The sequence below is a fragment of the Geomicrobium sediminis genome (assembly GCF_016908595.1).
Lineage (GTDB): Bacteria > Bacillota > Bacilli > Bacillales > Marinococcaceae > Geomicrobium_A > Geomicrobium_A sediminis.
On record NZ_JAFBEC010000002.1, the window covers coordinates 13636 to 31454 of the forward strand.

23 protein-coding genes are annotated in these 17819 nt (G+C 40.5%); 10 read left to right on the top strand and 13 right to left on the bottom strand.

Translation table 11 applies throughout. From position 1 onward, the window contains the following. Positions 1–69: 69 nt before the first annotated feature. A complete protein-coding gene (locus tag JOD17_RS02915) occupies positions 70–564 on the top strand; it encodes a CotY/CotZ family spore coat protein (RefSeq protein ID WP_338028748.1) in 495 nt (164 codons plus the stop codon). Between the two features lie 4 nt (positions 565–568). On the opposite strand, the gene JOD17_RS02920 is transcribed toward JOD17_RS02915, so the two are convergent. Continuing rightward, on the bottom strand, positions 569–1267 hold the full coding sequence (locus JOD17_RS02920; RefSeq protein WP_204695642.1) for a CotO family spore coat protein: 699 nt from the start codon (positions 1265–1267) through the stop codon (positions 569–571). 191 nt (positions 1268–1458) lie between these two features. Here JOD17_RS02920 and JOD17_RS02925 point away from each other — a divergent pair, with 191 nt between their 5' ends. Continuing rightward, positions 1459–1572 (top strand): YjcZ family sporulation protein, encoded by a 114-nt coding sequence (locus JOD17_RS02925; RefSeq protein ID WP_204695643.1) that lies wholly within the window; start codon positions 1459–1461, stop codon positions 1570–1572. A gap of 46 nt (positions 1573–1618) precedes the next feature. On the opposite strand, the gene JOD17_RS02930 is transcribed toward JOD17_RS02925, so the two are convergent. The 4 genes from JOD17_RS02930 to JOD17_RS02945 are packed head-to-tail and all read right to left on the bottom strand — an operon-like array spanning position 1619 to position 5575. After that, positions 1619–2629, bottom strand: coding sequence for an ABC transporter ATP-binding protein (locus tag JOD17_RS02930; protein ID WP_204695644.1), 1011 nt, complete (start codon positions 2627–2629; stop codon positions 1619–1621). Continuing rightward, the gene (locus JOD17_RS02935; protein ID WP_204695645.1) at positions 2626–3672 is read right to left on the bottom strand and encodes an ABC transporter ATP-binding protein; all 1047 of its coding nucleotides are present in this window, start codon (positions 3670–3672) and stop codon (positions 2626–2628) included. The genes JOD17_RS02930 and JOD17_RS02935 overlap by 4 nt, the downstream gene beginning before the upstream one ends. A 49-nt stretch (positions 3673–3721) precedes the next feature. Then, positions 3722–4642, bottom strand: a complete 921-nt coding sequence (nikB, locus tag JOD17_RS02940) for a nickel ABC transporter permease (protein WP_042360712.1) — start codon at positions 4640–4642, stop codon at positions 3722–3724. A 12-nt stretch (positions 4643–4654) separates the two neighbouring features. After that, complete coding sequence (locus JOD17_RS02945; RefSeq protein WP_042420865.1) at positions 4655–5575, bottom strand: ABC transporter permease; 921 nt, start codon at positions 5573–5575, stop codon at positions 4655–4657. Between the two features lie 429 nt (positions 5576–6004). Between JOD17_RS02945 and JOD17_RS02950 the strand changes: the two genes are divergently transcribed. Next, positions 6005–7672 carry a glutathione ABC transporter substrate-binding protein gene (locus JOD17_RS02950; protein WP_204695646.1) on the top strand — a complete coding sequence of 556 codons (1668 nt, stop codon included), beginning with the start codon at positions 6005–6007 and terminating at the stop codon, positions 7670–7672. A gap of 41 nt (positions 7673–7713) precedes the next feature. Here JOD17_RS02950 and JOD17_RS02955 read toward each other — a convergent pair whose 3' ends face one another. Then, positions 7714–7941 carry a DUF7667 family protein gene (locus JOD17_RS02955; protein WP_204695647.1) on the bottom strand — a complete coding sequence of 76 codons (228 nt, stop codon included), beginning with the start codon at positions 7939–7941 and terminating at the stop codon, positions 7714–7716. 62 nt (positions 7942–8003) lie between these two features. Further along, positions 8004–8786: an enoyl-ACP reductase FabI gene (gene fabI / locus JOD17_RS02960; RefSeq protein WP_204695648.1), complete on the bottom strand. Its 783-nt coding sequence runs from the start codon at positions 8784–8786 to the stop codon at positions 8004–8006. Positions 8787–8927: 141 nt separating this feature from the next. Between fabI and prpE the strand changes: the two genes are divergently transcribed. Together prpE and JOD17_RS02970 are read left to right on the top strand one after the other, a co-directional pair. Further along, entirely contained in the window at positions 8928–9698 is a 771-nt protein-coding gene (gene prpE, locus JOD17_RS02965; RefSeq protein ID WP_204695649.1) for a bis(5'-nucleosyl)-tetraphosphatase PrpE, read from the top strand. A gap of 10 nt (positions 9699–9708) precedes the next feature. Next, entirely contained in the window at positions 9709–10146 is a 438-nt protein-coding gene (locus JOD17_RS02970; protein WP_204695650.1) for a hypothetical protein, read from the top strand. A gap of 32 nt (positions 10147–10178) precedes the next feature. Here JOD17_RS02970 and JOD17_RS02975 read toward each other — a convergent pair whose 3' ends face one another. From JOD17_RS02975 to JOD17_RS02990, 4 genes are read right to left on the bottom strand one after another with little or no spacing between them, the layout of a single operon-like run. Further along, on the bottom strand, positions 10179–11057 hold the full coding sequence (locus JOD17_RS02975) for an RluA family pseudouridine synthase (RefSeq protein WP_204695651.1): 879 nt from the start codon (positions 11055–11057) through the stop codon (positions 10179–10181). Further along, positions 11050–11844: an NAD kinase gene (locus JOD17_RS02980; RefSeq protein WP_042360752.1), complete on the bottom strand. Its 795-nt coding sequence runs from the start codon at positions 11842–11844 to the stop codon at positions 11050–11052. Before JOD17_RS02980 ends, JOD17_RS02975 begins: the two co-directional genes overlap by 8 nt. Before the next feature lie 20 nt (positions 11845–11864). Further along, positions 11865–12512: a GTP diphosphokinase gene (gene yjbM / locus JOD17_RS02985; protein WP_042360718.1), complete on the bottom strand. Its 648-nt coding sequence runs from the start codon at positions 12510–12512 to the stop codon at positions 11865–11867. 16 nt (positions 12513–12528) lie between these two features. Then, entirely contained in the window at positions 12529–12900 is a 372-nt protein-coding gene (locus JOD17_RS02990) for a UPF0738 family protein (protein ID WP_204695652.1), read from the bottom strand. Between the two features lie 65 nt (positions 12901–12965). Between JOD17_RS02990 and JOD17_RS02995 the strand changes: the two genes are divergently transcribed. From JOD17_RS02995 to JOD17_RS03015, 5 genes are all read left to right on the top strand, one after another. After that, positions 12966–13538: a CYTH domain-containing protein gene (locus tag JOD17_RS02995; protein ID WP_204695653.1), complete on the top strand. Its 573-nt coding sequence runs from the start codon at positions 12966–12968 to the stop codon at positions 13536–13538. Positions 13539–13604: 66 nt separating this feature from the next. Further along, positions 13605–14207 (top strand): lytic transglycosylase domain-containing protein, encoded by a 603-nt coding sequence (locus JOD17_RS03000; protein ID WP_420827927.1) that lies wholly within the window; start codon positions 13605–13607, stop codon positions 14205–14207. 138 nt (positions 14208–14345) lie between these two features. Beyond that, positions 14346–14729: a globin domain-containing protein gene (locus JOD17_RS03005; protein WP_204695654.1), complete on the top strand. Its 384-nt coding sequence runs from the start codon at positions 14346–14348 to the stop codon at positions 14727–14729. A 27-nt stretch (positions 14730–14756) separates the two neighbouring features. After that, complete coding sequence (locus JOD17_RS03010; RefSeq protein ID WP_204696034.1) at positions 14757–15659, top strand: ClpXP adapter SpxH family protein; 903 nt, start codon at positions 14757–14759, stop codon at positions 15657–15659. Between the two features lie 73 nt (positions 15660–15732). Then, entirely contained in the window at positions 15733–15903 is a 171-nt protein-coding gene (locus JOD17_RS03015; protein WP_193745170.1) for a hypothetical protein, read from the top strand. A 1-nt stretch (position 15904) separates the two neighbouring features. Here JOD17_RS03015 and JOD17_RS03020 read toward each other — a convergent pair whose 3' ends face one another. Both JOD17_RS03020 and mecA read right to left on the bottom strand, forming a co-directional pair. Next, on the bottom strand, positions 15905–17032 hold the full coding sequence (locus JOD17_RS03020) for a competence protein CoiA (protein WP_204695655.1): 1128 nt from the start codon (positions 17030–17032) through the stop codon (positions 15905–15907). Between the two features lie 101 nt (positions 17033–17133). Next, positions 17134–17793: an adaptor protein MecA gene (mecA, locus tag JOD17_RS03025; RefSeq protein WP_204695656.1), complete on the bottom strand. Its 660-nt coding sequence runs from the start codon at positions 17791–17793 to the stop codon at positions 17134–17136. Positions 17794–17819: the final 26 nt, after the last annotated feature.

Here is a 17819-nt window from a genome sequence, read left to right on the forward strand (position 1 = left end):
ACACACGCTTTAGGGTAAACGTACATACGATATAGCGAACATGAAGGAAAACCTAAAGGAGTGATGAGCGTGAGCTGCGGTCGCAAAGATTTCGATACTGGCAACTGCGTGTGCGATGCAGTGCTTGCGATTAGTGAAGCACAAGATGCCGTAGAAAAAAAAGGGAGCTGCGCAAACAGTTGTTTTACTAATCTCTTAAAGCCGAACGGGCGTTTCAATGATACGATCCCATTCATGTTAAAAGGTAAAACAGGTGAATTGTTTTGGGCAACTGGTGGTTTAACAGCCGACTTCCCAGATGTTTTTGAAACTGTATTCTTCAGAGTTGAGAACATTTGTGAAAAGTCTTGCTGTGCGACATTATCACTACTTCGTCCAACAGGCGACATTCTCTTTACACAATCTTGTTGCGTAGATCCAACATCTTTATCAGATGTTGTTTCACTAGAACGCACGAACTGCTGCATTGAAGTAGATTTAAGCTGCTTCTGCGCAATCCAATGTTTAGATCCAGGCCTTGTTGATAACCCTATCGGGACAATTCCACCAGCACCTGGCATGTAAGGTATTAAACACTAGAGAAATGGTCGAGGGTTAAGTCAATGACATCCTCGTACCGTATCGTTACTTGATAAGGTAATTGTTGGGTCTGCATCGTAAATTGATCTTCTTCAATATCAGTTACGTTGCCGACCCATGTTTCTTCTTTCGTTTGGCAAATACAAACGGTTGGATTTAACGTTCTCATTTTATAAAGCAACCTTACTTTATCTTCTGTCGAACGATTTTCAAACCCTTTTTTACGTGAAGGCTGGACGAGCTGTTCTGAAGATTTGCGTGAATGCGTCTTTTCTTCACTCGTTCGTTCTTCTTTTTTGTTCGTCTCGTTCGTTTTTCTAACTCTTTCTTCAATCGCATCACGCAATATTTCATTTGCTTTAGAATTTGGGGATTCAATGGACTTCTGCCAATTCGGTCCAAGATGTCGATTCAAATCAAACGATCGCTTCTTTGGCACCTCATCTTCATTGGAATCAGGTAAAACTTCTTCACTTACATCGTTTTGTTCTGACACTAGTTCGTCACTCACATGCGTTGGAGAAAGCTCTTTTACAGGCTCTTTTTCCTCAACTTCTTCCAAATGTTCTTTTACCGTTCTTTTGTATAGAAGTTCAAGTTCATTATCACCAACCGTTGGCATTGAATGGTTTGGATTATCAATATATAGAAGAGGTTGAACTTGATTGTGTCTTTTTTTCGTACTCATACCCTTCCTCCCTTTACCCATCGTATTACCACATTGTATTCATGGAATTACAAGCTATGATTACTTTCAAAGCTGAGTAGGTAAAGCGCCCGATTTCAAATTTCTTACACACCCGTTTTAGGTGCTTTGCATAGGTTAGTATGGAGAGCAAGCGGTTCTCTAAGAATTCAAGATTCCAGGAGGAATGCTACATGTCAGAATGTTGTCACAGCGGTGGATATGGTGGATCAAACGGTTTAGGCGGATTTGCATTTGTTGTTGTGCTTTTCATCTTACTCGTAATCGTAGGTTCTGCATACTGCTAATGCAAATAAACAAAAACAAGTCGCTCCTTAGAGCGACTTGTTTTACTTATACGATTGAAGTCTTTTCAGTTTCCGCAATCTTTTCGATATGATGACATGCAGCCTTATGAGTTTCATTCATGAACGTCGTTGAACGAAGTTCTGGCTCCTCTGTCTTACAAATATCTGTTGCAAACGGGCAACGAGTGTGGAATCTACAGCCAGATGGCGGATTCATTGGTGAAGGAACATCACCTTGTAAAACGATTCGTTCTCTCGTTTTCGATGGATCTGGAATTGGAATCGCTGATAACAATGCACGAGTATATGGATGTCTTGGACTATCAAAGAGATCTTTTTTATCAGCAATTTCGACGATCTTACCGAGGTACATAACGATCACTCGATCAGAGATGTGACGAACAACCCCTAAATCGTGAGAGATAAACAAATACGTTAAATCTAGATCTTTTTGTAGTTTCTTTAACAAGTTTAATACTTGTGCTTGTGTTGACACGTCAAGGGCAGATACAGCTTCATCACAAACAATGAGTTTAGGATCTACAGACAAAGCTCGGGCAATCCCGATTCTTTGACGTTGTCCCCCACTAAATTGGAATGGGTAACGTTCTGCTTGTTCTGGCCTTAAACCAACAACTTCCATCAATTCACGAATACGCTCAGGGCGCTTTGCTTTAGGCACAACACCTTGAATTGCCATCGCTTCATCGAGAATTTGCTTAACCTTTTGTCGTGGGTTCAAAGACGCATATGGATCTTGGAAAATAATCTGCATTTCTTTACGCTTTTGACGTAAATCAGATTTGCTAAGCTCCATAAGGTTTTGCCCTTCAAAAAGGATTTCTCCGTCAGTAGGGTCATCAAGTCGTAAAATCGCTCGACCTGTCGTTGATTTACCACAACCAGATTCTCCTACAATACTAAGTGTCTCACCAGGATTTATAGCGAAGGATACGTCATCGACCGCTTTAACTTGGGCTTGCGTACGATTTAGAATTCCGCCTTTTACTGGAAAGTACTTTTGTAAATTCTTTGCTTCAAATAACGGTGTTGTCATTGATTCGTTGCAACCCCTTTCGTCGGGTTCGGTCCATCCCATTCATCCGTATAAATCCAGCAACGTGTTTGACCTGTCGTAATACCTTCATCCACATTGTTAGAAGGTGTTGCAAGTTCTGGATGCTTCTCTACACAAAGTTCTCTAGCATAAGGGCAACGCTCTGCGAAGCGACAACCGCTCGGCATGTTCTGTGGAGTTGGAACCGTTCCTGGGATCATTTCAAGCTCATCAAGGTCAATATCGTGACGTGGAATGGCATTCATCAATCCTTGAGTATAAGGGTGTAATGGTCGCTTAAACAATGTCTTCACATCTGCTTGCTCCACTACTTCACCCGCGTACATTACAACAACTTTATCTGCCGTTTCAGCAATAACACCTAAATCGTGTGTAATCATTAGAACGGCCATTCCTGACTTCTCTTGAAGCTCTTTGATCAGTTCTAGAATTTGCGCTTGAATGGTTACGTCAAGTGCTGTTGTTGGTTCATCAGCGATCAGAAGTTCAGGGTCGCATGAAAGTGCAATCGCGATCATCACACGCTGACGCATCCCTCCAGATAACTCATGAGGATAACGCTTAGCACGGTCCTCTGGCGCTGGTATTCCGACTAGTTTCAGCATGTTAACCGCTTCTTGCCATGCTGCTTTTTTGTCGAGTTTCTTATGAATACGAACCGCTTCAGCAATTTGAGAACCGACTGTAAACACTGGGTTTAACGATGTCATTGGCTCTTGGAAAATCATTGAAAGACGGTTGCCTCGATACTTTGCAAATTGTTGCTTTGATTTCTTTAATAAATCTTCGCCGCTTAGTTCAATCGTTCCCCCAACAATTTTACCAGGATGTTGGATTAATCGCATAACTGAAAGTGACGTAATACTCTTACCTGAACCTGACTCTCCTACAATTCCTAATGTCTCGTTACTATTAACACTAAAATCAACGCCGTCAACGGCCTTAACTTCTCCATCAGGCGTAAAGAATGATGTTTGTAATCCTTTTACTTCAAGTACAGGTGTCTGTTCGTTTGAAGCCATGTCCATGACCTCCTTTATACAATATCGGATCGTGGGCTTCTACCATGAATTAGTTCAAATCAATTCGTTTGTTTAATACTCGGTACGCAATATCGACGAGGAAGTTCACGAAAACAAACGTGATTGCAAGTACGATTACTGCACCTTGTACAACTGGAAAATCTCGTTGACTAATGGCATCTACAACGAGTCGCCCTAGTCCGTTAATCGCAAATACGTTCTCTGTAAGTACAGCTCCACTTAAGAAATAACCGAATTGTAGACCAATAACTGTCACAACAGGTATTAATGCATTACGAAATGCGTGCTTATAGACGACAAAGCGCTCACTTACACCTTTAGCACGAGCTGTACGTACATAATCTTGATCAATGACTTCTAACATGCTCGAACGTGTCATTCTTGCAATAACTGCGGCACCTGCTGTACCCATCGTTATGGCTGGCATGATGACTTGCTGCCACGTCCCCCAACCAGAAGTAGGTAAAACTCCGAGTTGTATCGAGAACCAGTAGATCAAAAGAAGACCTAACCAGAAGTTCGGCATTGACAGACCTACAACGGCCAACGTCATTGTTCCATAGTCACGAATTGTATTACGGTACGTCGCTGAAAGAATTCCGAAGAACAGACCTACAGAAACAGCTACGACCATACCCCAAAGGGCCAGTTCAACAGTTATTATAAAGCGCGGTGCTATGATATCCATTACTGGTTGTCCAGTTCGAACCGATTCTCCAAGGTCAAACATGATGAGATCTCCTAAGAAACGACCGTACTGAACGACGAGTGGATCATTTAAACCTAAATTTTCTCTCATTTGTTCTAATTGAGCTTCAGAAGCAGCTTCCCCTGCCATAACTTGGGCTACGTCCCCAGGTACTAATTGAATGATCAAAAAGGCAACGAGGGTAACACCGAACAATACCGGTATAAGCTGTAACAAGCGGCGTAAAATGAAAATATGCACGTCTATTCCTCCTTACTTTTTCGATCTCGGATCAAGTGCATCTCGTAAACCGTCACCTAACATGTTGAAAGCGAGTACGAGTAACACAATTGCAATCCCTGGGAATATAGTTAAGTGTGGGTTGTCCCACATGTACGATCTTCCATCATTTAACATTGCACCCCACTCAGGAAGCGGTGGTTGCACCCCTACACCGAGGAAAGATAAACCTGCGGCACTTAGAATTGTCGTCGCAATTTGTAAAGAGGCTTGTACAATGATTGGTGAAGATACGTTCGGTAAGATATGTTGGAAAATAATTTTGCCGTCTCTTGCACCAAGTGCTCGAATCGCTTCTACGTACTCAATGTTCTTCACTTCAAGTACGGAACCACGAACAATCCTTGCAAATACAGGAATATTATAGATGGAAAGTGCGATAATTACGTTGTTCATACTTGCACCTAAAGCACTAACGATTGCAAGTGCTAAAAGAATTCCTGGGAACGCAAGTAGGATATCTGCTGCACGCATGATAATTGTGTCCCAGATCTTTCCATAGTAGCCTGCTAAAAGACCGAAAAATATTCCGAAAACGGCACCTATAAGTACTGCAGAAGTTCCAATCCAAATCGTAAGATGTGTACCAAAAATAATCCGACTGTAAATGTCTCGTCCGTTTTGGTCAGTACCAAACCAATGATCTGCAGACGGTGGTGCAAAACGATTTAAAACGTCTGTTGAGGTTGGACTATGCGTCATTAAAGAGAAGTTCCAACCTGGAATCCATTGGGAAAGCACCGTTGATAGCGCGATCAATAAGAAGAAAATGAGAATGATCCCGCCGAATAAAGATGATTTGTTACGAATAAGTTGCTTCATTAATCCTTTAAACCGAGACTCCGGAGCTGCAATTTCTGCTTTTCCCGGGCTTTGGTTAACGGTTGACCCCATGTGCTGCTCAACCCCTTCTTATTATGATTCTTTAGCGACAAGCGCTACATGCACAATGAAACATCGACATGATTTTACATGGTTCGTTTAATTATATCAATGTTCAGTCTGAATACAATATAATCTGTTAATTTTTCTGTCATATTCCTCCGTTTACGATGCGTTCTCTCTTTGAATGTGATTGATATTCGTTTAATGTACACTCATTTCCAATAAAAAACTATTGGAAACTAATACCTACATGTTGCCCCCTTTTACATATACTTAACGAAAATCAATAATACAAAGCTTACAACAGGAATAAATTGTTGTAAATCGTAAATAAATGTATTGTTTTAATATTTTTTTCGCAAAAAAGAGTATTGAAAGTTTTTAATTCGTAGTTTATAGTATTTCTAAACTTGTTTTACATTAAAAGGGGGATAAAAATTGCGAAAGTTTAAAAAATCAAGTGTCGTAACGCTATCATTAGCAGCTACATTGGCACTTGCTGCTTGTTCATCCGATCCAGAAGAGACAGAAGAAAATGTAGGTGGCGACGGCACCGCAGAAGAGACAGAAGAAACTGAAGATGGCGACGACGAAGGTGATGGTGAAGCAGCAGCTGGTGACGGCGGTGAGCTAGTGATCGCTGTTGCAGCAGATGGGGTTTCAATGGATCCACACGGATCGAATGATAATCCATCTGCTAAATACCGCTCTCTTGTTTATGAAACACTCGTAACACTTGATTCAGAAACAAATGAATTAACAACAGATGGTCTAGCTGAGAGTTATGAACAAGTTGATGATACAACATGGGAATTTTCTTTGCATGAAGGCGTAGAATTTCATAACGGTGAAGAATTAACTGCTGATGATGTCGTTGCAACTCTTGACAGAATCAGAGATCCAGAAGTCGCTTCACAGGGCGCATTTCTTTACGAAATGATTGAATCTGTTGAAGCCGTAGACGAGCAAACTGTACAAATCACGACTGAATTCCCATTTGCACCACTTCCAAATCACCTTGCACACAATGCAGGTGGAATTATTAGTGAAGTAGCTATTGAACAACATGATGCAGGTGAAATTAACCTTGATATTGGTGAAGGAGAAGCAGGAACTGGTCAGTTCGTTTTTGATTCTTGGAGTCAAGGTTCTGACATTCGCTTTACTGCTAATGAAAACTATTGGGGAGATGCAGCGAATGTAGATTCCGTTGTCTTCCAAGTCATTGAAGAAGAACCAACAAGAATTGGAAACTTAACGAATGGTGACATTCATATTGCTGACCAAATTCAACCGGCACTTGTAAATCAAGTTGAATCAATTGACGGTGCAAGTCTTTTGGCAGTACCAAGCTTAAGTTTAACGTATGTTGGTTTCAATACAGAAGCTGAACCTTTAGATGACGTCCGTGTACGTCAAGCGATTTCTCTATCAATTAATAATGAGGAACTAGTTGAAGGTATTTACGAAGGATACGGTTCAGGTGCTAAGGGACCAATTAACGAACTCGTATTTGGTTACGATCCTGAATTAGAAGACATTGGCTATGATCCTGAACGTGCTCAAGAATTGTTAGCAGAAGCAGGTTATGAAGATGGGTTTGATATTACGATTAAAATGAACGCTGGTAACCCTATTCGTGAACAAACAGCTGTATACATTCAAGATCAGTTAAATGCAAACGGAATTAATGCACAACTTGAACAAGTTGAGTGGGGTGCATTCCTTGAAGAAACTGGAGAAGGCGACAGTGAATTGTTCGTACTTGGCTGGGTTACTGTAACTGGTGATGCAGACTATGGTATGTACTCATTGTTCCATTCTGATAACCATGGTGAAGTTGGTAACCGCTCATTCTATACAAATGAAGATGTTGACGAGTTATTAGATCAAGCACGTCAAGCAGAAGATCCGGCAGAACGTGAAGAACTTTATAGTGAAGTGCAAGAAATTCTCGTTGATGAAGCTCCAATGATTTATACTGCTTTTGATGACCTTCGTGTTGGTATTCTTGATTCAGTAGAAGGGTTTGTCCAACATCCAAACGGTCAATTCGACTTATCTGATGTAACAATCTCTGAAGAAGCTGGTGGCTCTAGCTACTAATTTCATCATCAAAAAGCATGCGCAATATAGCGCATGCTTTTTTATTGACCATTTAAGCGATCGACTTGTTCATGAATCGTTTGTTGCCATGCATCGTCTTCGGTTGCATAAGCCAAGTAACTCATCGCTTGTAGCTTCTCTTTTTCCCAATAATAGTTTTGTAAATACGTTTTACTTTCATTTAGCTCTGCTCGTTCCATATCGGTTAAAGGACGATAATCCTCTTCAAGGACGAGACGAAGAAAACGTTCTGAAACTGCTGAATACATACCCATCACTCACTTTGCTTCTCTATACGTTTACTAAGAAGCATAGCCAAAACTACAAGCGATTATCCCATACCGATGATATGGTATCCCGCGTCAACGTGGATTGTCTCACCAGTAATTGCCTTAGATAGATCACTCATTAAGAACAGTGCCGTGTCACCAACTTCTTCTGTCGTTACGGTTCTGTGTAGAGGTGCTTTATCTTCAATTTCTTTTAGTACACTATTAAACCCTGCAATTCCTTTAGCAGAAAGTGTACGAATCGGTCCTGCCGAAATCGCATTTACACGAATGCCTTTAGCTCCTAAGTCGTTCGCTAAATATTTCATACTCGCATCTAGTGCGGCTTTTGCGACTCCCATAACGTTATAATTCTTAACAACACGCTCTCCACCTAGGTAAGTCAATGTTACAATTGAACCGCCTTCAGCCATTAGTTCGTGGCGATCAATTGCATGAGCAACTGCTGTTAATGAATATGCACTAATGTCATGCGCAAGCTTAAACCCTTCTCTTGACGTTTCAACAAAAGAACCGTCTAGATCTTCGGACTTTGCAAATGCGATACAATGAGCAAGTCCATGAATGACGCCTACTTCTTCTTTAATTTGTTTAAACGTTGCATCGATTTCTTCATCCCTCGTAATGTCACAAGGGTAAATAAAATCTGTTTGTCCAATTGAACTCGCAAGCTCTCTCACATTTTTCTCTAACCGCTCACCAGCGTACGTAAACACAAGTGTTGCCCCTGCATTTGCTAAACTGCGAGTAATTCCCCAAGCGATACTTCGTTTATTGGCAACTCCCATAATGACGTATGTACGTCCTTCTAATGATAAAGCCATCATTCATTTCCCCTTCCGGTTGTATGCACGTTCTAGTACCTGGTCATAATTATAACATAGTCGAAATGAAAAATCACGATACGTTCACTAGAATTCTCCATTTGAAACTGCTATCATTTTTAATCAGAGGTGAATCGTTTTATGTCTGAACAGTTCTATGACATCATTGGCGACACACACGGTTGTTATGAAGAATGTTTACAATTAATACGAACTTGTGGTTACAAAAATGGAATACATCCAGAAAACCGTACGCTCGTATTTATCGGTGATATTACAGACCGTGGTCCCGACTCATTACAAATGATTAATCTCGTTCACTGGCTCGTATATGAGCGTAAAACAGCCCTTTATGTTCCTGGGAACCATTGCAACAAATTGTACCGCTACTTTAAAGGCAATCGAGTCGTCATTAATCACGGACTCGAAACGACTGTTGCGGAGCTCCATGCCCTCTCTCAAGACGAAAATCAACTCATCAAGAGGAAATTTATGCAATTGTATGAGCAGTCTTCGTTATACTTAGTTTTAGATCATGGAAACGTTGTTTGTAGTCATGCAGGCATTAAGCGACAAGACATCGGTAAGAACGGACGCCAAATACAATCCTTTGTGCTTTATGGTGACGTTGATCATCAATCAACAAAAAAAGGACAGCCGCCAATACGCCGCGATTGGGCGTTAAATGAAAAGCGTACTATGCCTTGGGTAATATACGGACATACTCCCGTCATTTCGCCAAGAGTCGTTAACGCTACCATTAATATTGATACTGGTTGTGTATTTGGTGGCAAGTTAACCGCTTTTCATTACCCTGAGTTAACATTTTCAACGGTTAGCTCCAACCAGCCATTACAAGTAGACAAATTTAATTCTTATGAACACGAAGAAACCATCGATGACTATAAGTGAGGAATAGATTATGCAAAAAACAAAACGAATTTTACCGTTGGCACTAACACTCAGTCTTCTTACTGCTTGTGGTGCTACCCCCAAGCAAACTGATGGAATTGTTCAACATGACCCTGAAGAGTCCGCCCTTTATTTGACGACTGATCCACCTTCTATGACAATCCATGCTCGCATGATCAATGAGGAAGATACGCCAACTGAGGATATTTATTTATACTTTGATGTTGTAGACGAAGATCTTCAAGAGATTATTGATTACGATGCAATCGCTACAGACGGCGAAGAATTTTCCATTAGCGCTGAAGGGAGTTTTGTCGTGAATGCCTCATTCCCTCTTTCAGAACCTATAGAAGAGGAACACGTGCTAACTGGAATTGAAGCTTACGTTGAAGACGATGAAGGCAATGAGATTTACCGCTTCACTTTCGATCACGCTGAAACTGATTAAAAACAACCAGACGCTTAGGCGTCTGGTTGTTTTTATAGGTTGGTACTTAGAAGTTGAACGATGTCTTTTGGAGTAGGTGCATGAAATTGTATTGGTTTTTGAGTAATCGGGTGAACCGTTACATAATTGGCTGCATGCAAAGCTTGCCGATTGAACTGATTCGATGAACCATACAATGTATCGCCTACAATTGGATAGCCAATCGCACTTAGATGGACACGTATTTGGTGTGTACGGCCCGTAAACAATTTTACTGATAATACTGTGTACCGTTTATGTTCTTCCATACGTTTAACTATTGTTTTTGCCGGCTTGCCTGTTACCGTCACTTGCCGCTCCACAATTGATGATCGATGGCGACCGATCGGTAATGAAATCTTCTTCTCTTCATCCGGAAACTGTCCATCAACTACTGCGATGTAACGTTTATCATGAAAAGACTTTGTTAAAAAGTCATGTGCGTACCGGTGTTTTGCAAACACTACTATGCCACTCGTAAAGCGATCGAGTCGATTTACTGGATGCACACCAAAATGTTGCTCACTTATACACGCATAGTGCATGATTGCTTCTGCTAATGAACGTCCGCGTACACCTTGGGTTGGTAACGTACTCATCCCTGGTTGCTTGTTTACAACAATGAGGTGTTTATCTTCAAATAGAATGTCAATGGCTTGGTTGTTTTCACTAAAGTGTTCAGGGTGATCCGTTAATGGCATGCCAACAGTGACGAGATCCCCATTCGTAATCACTGTGTTAACATTTGTTTTTATTCCATTTACACGAAGTTCCCCAAAACGTTTAATGAGTGTAATCGTTCGACGTGACATCTTCTTTTCCTCTTGCAGAAAGTTCTTTAGCAGATGATGCTGTGAACGTACTTCCCATTCCCAATGTAGTAATCTACTCACCAATAAATGACTCTTTTACTCGCTTCCAAAATGGAAACGGACGAAAACGTGCAAAGCGCACGTATTCATCAGAAACGCGGCACTGAATGGATTCAATATCCTTGTTTACGAGCGAATAATGATCAATCGTCATTTGCATACTCACATCATTTAATGGTTTTAACAAACACGTATGATGCTCTGGTAGTACGAGTGGTGAACCGATTGTTCGGTAGACACGGTTATTAATCGATGCCATTTCAGCAATTTGCATCGAAGCGAGTGATGGATGTAAAATCGCTCCTCCTAATGCTTTGTTGTATGCCGTACTCCCAGAAGGTGTAGAAATGCACAACCCGTCTCCACGAAACGTTTCAAACACTTCTCCTTTAATCTCAACGTTACAAACGAGTGATCCTTCTGTCGTTTTAACTGTGCATTCATTAAGCGCCAAATGGCGATCTGATGATCCTGCACGATGATAACGAACCGTCACTTCAAGTAACGGGTACTCTACAACTTGGAAAGGGGTCTTTGCAATATGGATGACCAACTTTTCTGCTTCATCTGGAATCCAATCTGCGTAAAAACCTAAATGTCCTGTATGTACACCAACAAAACAGGTATGTTGAAGCCGATGCTTATGCTTATGAAAAGCTTCAAGTAACGTTCCATCTCCCCCAACTGATATAACAATCTCGGGTTCTTGTTCATCTTGTTGTAACTGATGCTCATTTAAGCCTTTACGAATTAACTCAGCAATCTCATTAGACGTGTCATCGCCACGAGATGTGACGTCGTATTTCATGTTCACAAGTTCCCTCCTTATCATCCGTTCTTAAATGATGTTCGATGTTCACCTTGCCTTAGTGCAATGATCGACTGAGCCTCTCGCACTTCACCTTGTATTTTTGACATTTCTTCATCCAAATTATAAGCAGCTTCAGAAGCACGATACAATCGCTCTTTAATATCGTCTGGAATTTCACCACGATATTTATAGTTCAAAGAATGCTCAATCGTCGCCCAGAAATTCATTGCCATCGTTCGCACCTGAATTTCAACGAGAATATGTTTCGTTCCTTTGATCGTATGAACCGGATAATCAATCACCATATGGAATGAACGATACCCGCTCGATTTCTTTTCCTTTATATAGTCACGCTCGTTAATGATCGTAATGTCTTTACGACTTCGAATCATGTCTACAATCGTATCGATATCTGTTACAAATTGGCAAACAATACGGATCCCAGCAATATCTTGCATCCGCTGCTCTAATTCACGTAAAGGAATGTTTTTCCGTTTCGCTTTTTCTTCAATGCTACCAATCGGCTTTACCCTTCCAGTGACAAACTCAATCGGTGTATGTCTAGAAGAGCGTTGGTATTGCTCACGTAAACTTCTAAGTTTCACTTTTAATTCTTCAACGGCTTGTTTATACGGTTGTAAGTCTAACTCCCAATTTTCCATCATACACCTTCTCCCTTAGTCACTTTCTTTCGAGAAAATGTTTCACAACAGCGTCAGCCATTTCACTTCCGTAGTTATTATTATCTGGGATATTATCAAGTAAATATTCCATTTCATCTTGAAAAGAGTCAAGCAATAACTCTTCTTTACCTAGATAAACGGGATAATGATGTTCATAAATTTCTTCGAGTATTGGCCAAAACATCTCTGGCAACCTAACTTGATAAAATGATCCTTCGTTTTCGACGACATAGACGAACGCTAATTCATCTGAATCAGCTAACATTCGCTCAGCATCTTTAAATGTCGACACTTTAAACGAATCGTCTTTTGGAATGATCATCGCTTTTTGATCGACAATTGCAATTTGATCTACGGTTATATTGGACATAAATGCTAATCTCCTTTGCTTACTACTCCTAGATTATGACATAATGCAACAGGAGGTTGATGATCATGACAACTCATGAAGAATTTGAAATTGAAGCGAAACAATTACTTACAACAGATGAGTTTACAAAGCTATGTAATCATTTCAAGCTGAAAAAAGAGGACTTTCAGTCACAGCACAATCATTATTTTGACACAGGAAGCTTTCAAATAAAAGAACGAAACGCTGTGTTACGCATTCGCGAAAAATTAGGGAGCTATGTGCTAACCTTGAAAATTAAAGAAAAAGGTGGCTCTTTGGAGCGACACGAAACTCTTCATACGAATGTATTGCCACAAAGCGATCAGTCACAGTTACTCACTTGGCTGAAAGAACAATGGTCCATAGAAAGCGCTCAACTTATTCATTTAGGGTCTTTAGAAACCAATCGTGCGAGCTTTCCATATGAAGGCGGGACGTTGTTCTTTGATTATAGTCGCTATCTAGGGATGGATGATTATGAACTAGAATTCGAAGGCACATCAAAACAACATGTCGACTCCGTAATGAATACGATCCAGTCATCATTTAACTTGTCAATTGCCGATGAACCTGATCCGAAAGTCAAACGCTTCTTCAAACGGAAAGAAAAGCTATAAAAACAATAAAACATTTGCTATAGTCAAAGTATACTACAGAATAAGGAGCGGGTTGTATTGAAAGCTATCCATCCTTTGTCACACCTTCCCACGACATCTTCACTAAAGGCACCAAGTATTGTAAAAGAGCAAACGGCTACGTTATCTTTTGCGTCCATTTTGCAATCGTTACAAACGCAATCGGTTCATAGTGGCATAGCCACAAATGACCAAAACATGAGCCCACCTACATTCCCAACGCTTCTGCATGGCAATGTAACAGATGGGATGTCTAACTCATTACCAACGACGCCTTTTAACGCTTACATCCAAGAAAGTGCTACTAAATATGGGGTAGATGAACGTCTAATTTATGCAATTATTGAAAATGAATCATCGTTTAATCCTAATGCTACTAGTCATGCAGGCGCGCAAGGGTTAATGCAACTCATGCCTGGTACTGCACGATCATTAAATGTCGACAACCCTTATGATCCAAGAGCGAATATTGATGGTGGTACTCGATACATACGCGACATGTTGAATCGCTACAATGGGGATGTAACACTCGCTTTGGCTGCTTACAATGCTGGGCCTGGTAATGTTGATCGTTACAATGGCGTTCCTCCATTTAGGGAAACAGAGCGGTATGTTCCTAAAGTACTAAACACATACAATGGACTTGCCTAACTAATTAAAAAATAAGCATGAACTGTCATTATGAACGACCGACAGTTCATGCTTATTTTTGTCCAGTTCATACTATTTGCCGAGATCTTCACTCGTTGCTACAATGATAATAGTTCGTTATAAGGGAGCTAACAAGTTATGACATCCATTCAACCAACGTCATTATTTGAACGTCTTGGCGGAACAGAAGCTCTTGAGCGAGTGATTGGGACCTTTTATGATTACGTCTCTGAGCATCCTGATCTTAGTCCATTATTTCCAGAAGAATTAACCGAAACGAAGCGGAAACAAGTTCAATTTATGACACAATTCACAGGGGGACAACCCTTATATACTGCAGAGCATGGGCATCCGAGACTTCGAGCAAGACATTTACCATTTGAAATTACACCGAGACGCGCAGAAGCATGGCTCGTATGTATGAAGCTTGCCATCGAGGATCATGACCTACCACAAAAAGCTTCAGAAGAATGGTTTCATCGATTAACACTTACAGCTTCACACATGGTAAATCAACATTAGATCTTGAAAGGGGGATGTACCTTGGTAATGACAAAAGAACAGTGCAATTATTCTACAGGGACTTGCGGTGAGGCTGACGGCGAACAACGAGAGCACCTCATCAACGATCATCGTGTAGAAATTTATGTATTTACTGATCCTCTTTGCCCACTCTGTTGGGGCATTGAGCCGAAACTAAAGAAATTACTCAATGAGTATAATCAATATATTAAAGTACGGTATGTAGTCATGCCGGAAAACGCAAGTGCACGAATTCATGAACAAAACCAACGTACACTTTCAGATCTATGGGACATTACGAGTACGCAAACAGGGATGTGTTGTGACGGAGATTTCTGGTACGAGAATCCGATTTCTGTTCCTGAAACACCGTCGATTGCTATAAAAGCAGCTGAGATGCAAGGCAGACAATGTGGCATGCGCTTTTTAAGGCGCGTGCGAGAAGCGTTATTTCTAAACAAGCAAGATGTGACAGACGATTATGTATTACTCAAGTGTGCACAAGAAGCAGGTCTAGACGAGATTGAATTTCAAAAAGACTTCCATTCTGACTTAGCTAAACAAGCATTAGAAAGTGATCTTCGAACGAAGAATGAAATGGGAGTCAGTGAAGTACCTTCTATGATTTTCTTTAATGATTGTATTGAAGATGCAGGTGTGATGATCTCGGGGCTACATTCGTATGATGTGTATGAAGATATTCTCACTGAGGTATTAGGGAAAACACCAGTGCCCGAGATGAAACATGATTTATTGTCGTTCGTCAGGCATTATTCACTCGTTGCAACCGCAGAAATTGCGGAAGTGTTTGATTTGACGACAAAAGAAACCAAATCAGCGATGAAACGACTACAACTTCAACAAAAAGTTGAATGCGTTCCTGTAAAGCACGGTGAATTTTGGAAATACAATTGTCGAACGGAAGAGTGATGACTCTTCCGTTTTTTTTAGCATGTTTACCATTACTACGTACATATACTGTACTTAGATTGGAGGTAGCATGATGAAACCATTCGTTTTAGGAATTACAACAATCGTAGTTAGCTACGTTCTCTTTCTAATGTCTGTACTTCGGTTTATTCCTTTATGGGTTGCTGTTCCATTGCTATTCATATCAATTTTATTTACCGTTCATTTATTCAATGAACGTAAACGATTTAAAGGCTTTTCTTAAATTAACCGAGCTCTGCTCTCGTAATTGAGCAGTTCGAATATAAAAAGCACGTTTGATCGTAACGATGACCTTCATCCGCTGACTTTGGGAATGGGTGAGTGACTCCTCGATTCGCCAAGGTGGTCATTCGTTTATACAAATAAAAGTATTGAACCATCGCGAGTTCCGCCTGGCGTTCGGTAATTTGCAATTGTTTTGCTATTTCTGATCTTTCCCCTTCAATCCATTCCTCTAAACCTTGATCTTGATGCTTTTGCAAGTTTAAATAGACGTACAATTGCCAAATTAACGGGGGTTCATTAATATACACTTGTGCCGGAACATACCATCCGACTTCTGAAGGGTGTAAGTGGATTGGACACCGGGCAGCCAATAGCTCCTCCTGCACGAGTAACGACAACCCTTTTGCTAGTTGCCTCTTCCCATAACGGCACTCATTTTTATAGATCAGCTGGCCAGATAATTGCTCTAAATTAACTGAGGATGGTTGAATGATCTTTTTGAAACTGGAATATGTGTAAGGCAGTGATTCTGTAAATGCAGAGGATTTCCGAGGAGAAAGATAACTCACAAGCGTTACCATTTGCAACTGCTTTCCGATGAACAGCAAACGAGGATAAGAATGTGGGAAAACGCTACACGTCTCAAGTTGCCATTCTTGCAAATACACAGAACTTGATGAACGATGCAAATACCGCTCTGGCAAAACCCAAATGACTTGAATTCCATGGTTAAAGTAGTTAGACGAGCGTCGTTTAATTTCTTTTCTTTCAATTGCTGAGCATTGTACTTCAAACACATATACCGTCCCATTTATAACGCACCAGACATCCGGTCGTTGATTGACATTGGGCAACCACTTTTCAATATCAAGATCATCGGCAAAAGGACGCAACCACTCATACAATTGTTGTTTTCCTTGCAAATGCTCCTCTGTCTCTTCTTCTTTCTTTGAACAAATTGATTGACTTGTATGCGCAAAATGAGGTCGCTTAGCAAGTCCATTTTTGTAGATCACTTCTTCATGACATTGGGGGCAATGCCATGTAGTCGCTCGCATTTTTATTGAATCCTTTTGTAAATGTAAAAGACAAATCGTTTCACCATGACTATTAATCGCTGTGAACATTGTCCACTTCCTCTCATAATCCCTTTAATTAATAGGTAATTCGTCATAGGAATAAAAAATCCTGCAAAAAAAAAAAGCAAATCCAGTTGGATTCACTTTTTTTATGAGAAGTGCGTGGATATGACATGCAATCCATTTTCACTAACAATTGTATTGCCGTATTCTTTAATACGATAAATCGATACGTCTGATTCATTTCCGAACTCTAACACGCGACTTAAAATATTGTCTTGCTCATCTTCATCGTAGAAATCATCAAATTCAATATGCAAGTAATACGTGTTCTCCATTGAGTAAACTTCATTTTTAACTTGGTTCAATGTGACGGATTGACTCAATCGAATTAGATCTTCAAAATCAGCAAACGCAATGACGATACTTAACGGATCTTCAACAGTCGCCGCATCTCTTTCCTTCTTACGACTACGTAACTGCTCATCAAGCATATCTACAATGCTCTCATCCATATCATCATCTTTGTCTTTAGAAACAGGGATTTCAAGCTTCACATTGCCATCGTTCATCTGGCCACGTGTAACGACAATCTCCAGTCCTTTATCAAATGCCTGAACTTGAATCCATAGAGGGCCTTCAATCTCGAAATTCTCGTGATCATGCGCTTCATTAATCATCTCAAAGAAAAACTCTTCTCCACGCTCACGATTGTACCAGATCTCTTCGCTGTCAAAACCTCTATCCTCAATATCAGCATAGGTAATATAAAATTTAATGGTTGTATCATTAATTCTTTCTATTTCCACGATTTCTCCCTCCTCGGGTTAAAGTG

What these genes read in the sequence shown, in the direction of transcription:
- JOD17_RS02920 (WP_204695642.1), bottom strand. Translation starts at nt 1,267, where the DNA reads ATGAGTACGAAAAAAAGACACAATCAAGTTCAACCTCTTCTATATATT.
- JOD17_RS02925 (WP_204695643.1), top strand. Translation starts at nt 1,459, where the DNA reads ATGTCAGAATGTTGTCACAGCGGTGGATATGGTGGATCAAACGGTTTA.
- JOD17_RS02930 (WP_204695644.1), bottom strand. Translation starts at nt 2,629, where the DNA reads ATGACAACACCGTTATTTGAAGCAAAGAATTTACAAAAGTACTTTCCA.
- JOD17_RS02935 (WP_204695645.1), bottom strand. Translation starts at nt 3,672, where the DNA reads ATGGCTTCAAACGAACAGACACCTGTACTTGAAGTAAAAGGATTACAA.
- JOD17_RS02945 (WP_042420865.1), bottom strand. Translation starts at nt 5,575, where the DNA reads ATGGGGTCAACCGTTAACCAAAGCCCGGGAAAAGCAGAAATTGCAGCT.
- JOD17_RS02955 (WP_204695647.1), bottom strand. Translation starts at nt 7,941, where the DNA reads ATGTATTCAGCAGTTTCAGAACGTTTTCTTCGTCTCGTCCTTGAAGAG.
- fabI (WP_204695648.1), bottom strand. Translation starts at nt 8,786, where the DNA reads ATGGCTTTATCATTAGAAGGACGTACATACGTCATTATGGGAGTTGCC.
- prpE (WP_204695649.1), top strand. Translation starts at nt 8,928, where the DNA reads ATGTCTGAACAGTTCTATGACATCATTGGCGACACACACGGTTGTTAT.
- JOD17_RS02970 (WP_204695650.1), top strand. Translation starts at nt 9,709, where the DNA reads ATGCAAAAAACAAAACGAATTTTACCGTTGGCACTAACACTCAGTCTT.
- JOD17_RS02980 (WP_042360752.1), bottom strand. Translation starts at nt 11,844, where the DNA reads ATGAAATACGACGTCACATCTCGTGGCGATGACACGTCTAATGAGATT.
- yjbM (WP_042360718.1), bottom strand. Translation starts at nt 12,512, where the DNA reads ATGATGGAAAATTGGGAGTTAGACTTACAACCGTATAAACAAGCCGTT.
- JOD17_RS02990 (WP_204695652.1), bottom strand. Translation starts at nt 12,900, where the DNA reads ATGTCCAATATAACCGTAGATCAAATTGCAATTGTCGATCAAAAAGCG.
- JOD17_RS02995 (WP_204695653.1), top strand. Translation starts at nt 12,966, where the DNA reads ATGACAACTCATGAAGAATTTGAAATTGAAGCGAAACAATTACTTACA.
- JOD17_RS03005 (WP_204695654.1), top strand. Translation starts at nt 14,346, where the DNA reads ATGACATCCATTCAACCAACGTCATTATTTGAACGTCTTGGCGGAACA.
- JOD17_RS03010 (WP_204696034.1), top strand. Translation starts at nt 14,757, where the DNA reads ATGACAAAAGAACAGTGCAATTATTCTACAGGGACTTGCGGTGAGGCT.
- JOD17_RS03015 (WP_193745170.1), top strand. Translation starts at nt 15,733, where the DNA reads ATGAAACCATTCGTTTTAGGAATTACAACAATCGTAGTTAGCTACGTT.
- JOD17_RS03020 (WP_204695655.1), bottom strand. Translation starts at nt 17,032, where the DNA reads ATGTTCACAGCGATTAATAGTCATGGTGAAACGATTTGTCTTTTACAT.